We start from the raw sequence: 4,097 nt of genomic DNA, 5'->3' as shown, positions 1-4,097 counted from the left end.
ACATAGGGTTATGAGTAAATTTAAAGTTGGATATATTGACAACATTACCTTTCATATTCTCAAGCTTTAATTCATCGCCAGACACATATATTTCAGAGCCATTAGAAATATAGCAATGGCTACTTGCACCAAAACTAATTAATGCAATTAAAAAAAACAAATATTTCATATCCACCTCTCACCGACAAATATAAACTTTACTTTCATCAATCGTTTTGCCGAAGGTGATTGAGCATGAAAGTCCCTGTTGTTTATCGACTGCTACTTTTGTTTCCGGCGGTACTTCATTGGTGCGAATAAAAAGCTGGCTTCCCTGGCCTACCACGCCAATATTGTGCCCATGAATATCCTCTACTTCGTAACCAAACGTCAGCGGTGAACCATCAGGACGCAACGCCCGGATATACCAGGGTTTACGTTGGTCGGTATCAAACCTTGTCAGTACTACCGCTCCGCGGTAAGGGGCGGCGCTGCGGCGGTTGCCCTGCAGGTCGGTTTCACTCTTGGTGTTAGACACATCCAGCGTCAGGTGGTTTTCACGATAAGGCGTTAAGCCGTCGTAGACCACCACGCCATTGCGGTTGGTGGTACGGTATTTCTGCCCATTCACATATGCCCCTTCCAGACCCGGCGCATGCATCACGGCAAATGTTTCTGATAGCCGGTTGGCTAAATTCACGCCCCCAGACCAGGCCACCAGCCCCCCGGAAATACTGCCGCCAGTTTGTGTATACTTAGACGACTGGCTGTAGCTACCGTTAAGTGTCGCAACTGGCGCATTCCACGTCAGATTGCCGCCTGCCGTTGTTTCGCTACCCTGCCGTTGATGACTGAGATTCACCCCATAGTTAAACTGATCGCGACTGCCTGCGGTGCCGGAAAGCCCGGTATTGTTGGATGCAAAGCCATCGTCATCAAAGGTCGTTGAGTTAGATACATACAAATGTCTGCGTGGACTGCTAATATCATCGCCCCAGTCGAACGGAATAGAGATAAAGACGTTAAAACGTTTATCTTCGTGATGATCTTCATCGTAAGTCTGGCTGGCGGAAAAGGTATAGCTAATCCGTTGCCAGCTATTGGAATAACTCACCTGATAATCTTTACTGTTACCGCTCCGTCCCCAGTAATCGCGCCACAGCGTACTGAGCGAAAAAGAGCCCCAACCTTGCGGCAAAGACTGGCTGACGTTAGCCGAAAAGCTGTTTTTACGACCAAAATCATTCTGGTAATAATCCGCGATGTCGTACACATCATTTTCATCGCGATGGTAGTTGTTCTTATTGTTTGCCCAGACATGATCGTTAAATGTCCGATAATCCCGTGATGAGTAGCGATAAGCTGCCAGGCCAAAACGGGTGGCGGTTTGCGTCAAATATTTGTTATAGGCAATCTGGTAGCTCTGCCCGTCAAACACATCACCATTATCCTGTTTGCTGTGCGATTGTGTCGCATCGACGGAAATCGCGCCGATACGTGTATTCCAGCCGGTTCCAAGCGTAAACGCATTGTAGTTATCTGCCAGCATGGTGCCGCCATACAGCGTTAACAGATTATTCAGCCCGTATTGGTAGCTCATTTGTGCAAAGTCGGTCTGATTACTGGCGCCTTCGATATGACTACGTCCAGCGGCAAAATCATATTTTGACACGCCGGGTTGCAACATATTGGGCACCGCAGCATAGGGCACCAGATAGGTTGTTACCGAGCCGTCAGCCTCTTTGATACTGACGTCAAGATCCGCTCCCCCTCCAGCCAGCTGCAAATCAGCAATGGAGAACGGGCCAGGCGGAACCTCTTTCTGGTAAACCACAAAACCGTTTTGTTCGATGGTAACCAGCGCGTTACTCTGCGCGATCCCCTGCACTAATGGCGTGAAGTTTTGTTTGGAGTTCGGCAGCATCTGCATATCGCGATACAGCCGCACGCCACGAAAGCGCACTGCGTCAAAAATATCTGATGAGGTATACATATCCCCGGCACGCAGAGTGCCCAGAATTTGCGGGATGCCACGTTCCAGATACAGGGTATTACTTTTCCACTCCCCGTTGCTGTCATCGGTTTTGTTATAGCTGGCATCGGAATGCAACTGCCAGCCCAGCAGATTTAACCCACTGGTAAAGCGCGCATAGGTACTTTTACTGTTACCAGAATCCTTATAGTCGCTGTAATACTGGCTGGCATAGTACGAGGTATAGAAGGCATTGATGCCACGATCCCAGTTTTCCGGAGGAACATAGCCATTCTCAAGCTCATCGACATACGCCTGCGGTACGCTGAGATCAAGGCGAAACGTACCGATATTCCAGGCGTAACTGCCTCCCTGTACCGCCTGCTTTAGGGTTGGGCATTCATTCTGCTGGTCCAATGCTTGTGTATTTATCCCCAGACGCGTTAATGCGTCACGGGATAAACAGGTGTCATCCGGATTATCCTTAACGGTTATTTCATACTTACCACGCCACTGCTTATTGACGTAGATATCAATATCATATTGGCCTGGCAGTGGTTGGTTATCATCGAGGCGAAAATTTGAGACTTTTTCGCCTTTCATACCGCCCATCATAAAGTGGGTGTCAAACGTATCTTCTGCAGCCTGGGCGTCAATGCCAACCAACAACAGTAGTATTGCCGAAGCAAGCGGAGTCATCCTTAACATAACCAGCTCCTGTTATTTTAGGCTGACGTTATCACTAATATAATTGCCGTGATCGTCAATAATGGTCATTTTATACTGATTGGCATTAGTATTTTTCAATGCCACATTCGCACTGGAGAGCGGAGCAAGCATAATACTTTCATTGTTGATTTTGACATTATTAGCTTTAACTTCTGTCACCGTAACCCAGTTAGCAGCATCATTTCTGATAGAATAACTATTACCACTGCGTGTTAACGCCAGTTTATGGAAAGTATTTTTATTAACGGCGGCAATACCTTTTGGCCGATAAAAAAATTTAATTCGATTCTGCATGGCGAATTTGAGTACATTTTTTCCGGCGCTATCGGGATTATTCGGTGGAATATCCAGTACATTAAGAAAAAATAAACTCTCTTTATCGTTAGGCAGCGTATTCGGCATTTTTTTAATTTTCAGTTGCTGGCCTGAATCTCCGGGAATCTTCGCTACTGGAGGTGTAAGCATAAAGGGTACGTTAATTTTTTCCGGCGGTAATGACGTATTGCCGTCATCAATCCATGATTGCACCAGTGACGAACGCTCCCCTTGGTTCATCAACTGTACCAGAACTTCATTTTTTTCTGCTGGGTAGATTACGCGAGTACCATAAATCACGATCCCTGCGTGTCCAGAAAAAGAGCATATCACAAGCATTGAGATAAATATTCGTTTCATACGGTGCCATCCAAAATAATGCCGGTAATAATTACCGGCAAAATAATTTATTCAGCCGAAACAGAAAAAGTGACTGTGGCGCTAAGTTGACCATTTTTAACCGGATTTAAATTCAATCGAGAATAGTCGGCATCAAAATTCAAAGTATAGATCTCCCCTTCCACTCCCAGCGTTTTATTTAAAGATGAAATATCAATAACGCCAGTTTTATCAATATGCTTTTCGTCCATTTTAAGTTTGAAACCAACGTTAGTATCCGCCCCTGTTGACGGTTTAATAATGCCGCCATCACCAAAAACAACATTTGTGATATTAATGCTTGTTAACTTCGAATTCCCAGGGCAAATTATCTTCATATTTGTTGCTTTTTGGGCATTGCCTTCAACCACCTCCCCGACCGCTTTATTGGCGAAAAGTGATGCATCAACGGCATTCAATTGAAGAATTTCAGAGTCTTTGCCACTGTCAAAATAGCAAGAAGATCCTTTAATTTCCCCATTAATAGTTAGAGTACCCTCTTCATTATTAGCAGCAAAAACCCCAGCACTCATAAACACAGCAGACAGTACAACAGCAGAAATAATTGAGCGTTTCATAATATCTTCCTTAATAAAGTAATTTCTATTTATTACCAGGGGTCGGCCCTTGAAATTAAATTCGCACAGCATAAACGTTACCGCAATGTAAACATGTTGTTTTTTTGATTTAAGACAAGTTACAAACAGCAATATAATTGCAACAA

At 44.8% G+C, this 4,097-nt stretch carries 3 protein-coding genes; all 3 read right to left on the bottom strand.

Features of this window, described 5'->3' with window-relative positions; genetic code table 11:
- Positions 1 to 178: 178 nt before the first annotated feature.
- On the bottom strand, positions 179 to 2,659 hold the full coding sequence (locus NNN64_RS22480) for a fimbrial biogenesis outer membrane usher protein (protein WP_271442837.1): 2,481 nt from the start codon (positions 2,657 to 2,659) through the stop codon (positions 179 to 181).
- A 12-nt stretch (positions 2,660 to 2,671) separates the two neighbouring features.
- A complete protein-coding gene (locus NNN64_RS22475) occupies positions 2,672 to 3,355 on the bottom strand; it encodes a fimbria/pilus periplasmic chaperone (protein WP_271442836.1) in 684 nt (227 codons plus the stop codon).
- 47 nt (positions 3,356 to 3,402) lie between these two features.
- Positions 3,403 to 4,097, bottom strand: a 695-nt coding sequence (locus tag NNN64_RS22470) for a fimbrial protein (protein ID WP_271442835.1), incomplete at its 5' end; no start/stop codon positions are given.

The organism is Citrobacter sp. Igbk 14, from assembly GCF_028069825.1.
In the GTDB taxonomy this organism is placed as follows: domain Bacteria; phylum Pseudomonadota; class Gammaproteobacteria; order Enterobacterales; family Enterobacteriaceae; genus Citrobacter.
Note: the sequence above shows the minus strand (reverse complement) of the source record. Positions and strands in the feature narration are given on the sequence as shown.